The following is a 357-nucleotide window of genomic DNA, read 5'->3' on the forward strand; positions in this document are numbered from 1 at the left end:
CCTTGGCCACCATGCTCGAAGACTGCCAGGCTGACCCGCGCCTGGTCGCGATTGGCGAGATTGGCCTGGATTTTTTTGTGCCTGGGCTCGATGCCGAGCGCCAGACCTGGTTTTACGAGCAGCAGCTGCAGCTGGCGCGCCGCTTTGACTTGCCCGTGATCTTGCATGTGCGCCGTTCGTCGGACCAGCTGCTGCGGGCGCTGCGCCGCTGGCCGGTGCAGGGCGGCATTGCGCATGCCGCCGGTGAGCAGCAGCTTGAGATTGGGCAGGCGGCGCAGCAGGCCTTCGTCGAACACCGTGCGTTCGCGCATCACGCAGATCACCTCGAAGCGCTGCAAGCGTTCGGCGAGGGTGTCA

The 357-nt window shown here is 65.8% G+C and carries 1 protein-coding gene; it reads left to right on the forward strand.

The features are described 5' to 3' along the window. The coding region (locus tag ACTJLF_RS34795) for a TatD family hydrolase (RefSeq protein ID WP_440884929.1) at window positions 1-357 on the forward strand (357 nt) is incomplete at both ends.

The sequence above is a fragment of the Variovorax sp. 22077 genome (assembly GCF_052044195.1).
Taxonomy (GTDB): Bacteria; Pseudomonadota; Gammaproteobacteria; order Burkholderiales; family Burkholderiaceae_C; genus Variovorax; species Variovorax atrisoli.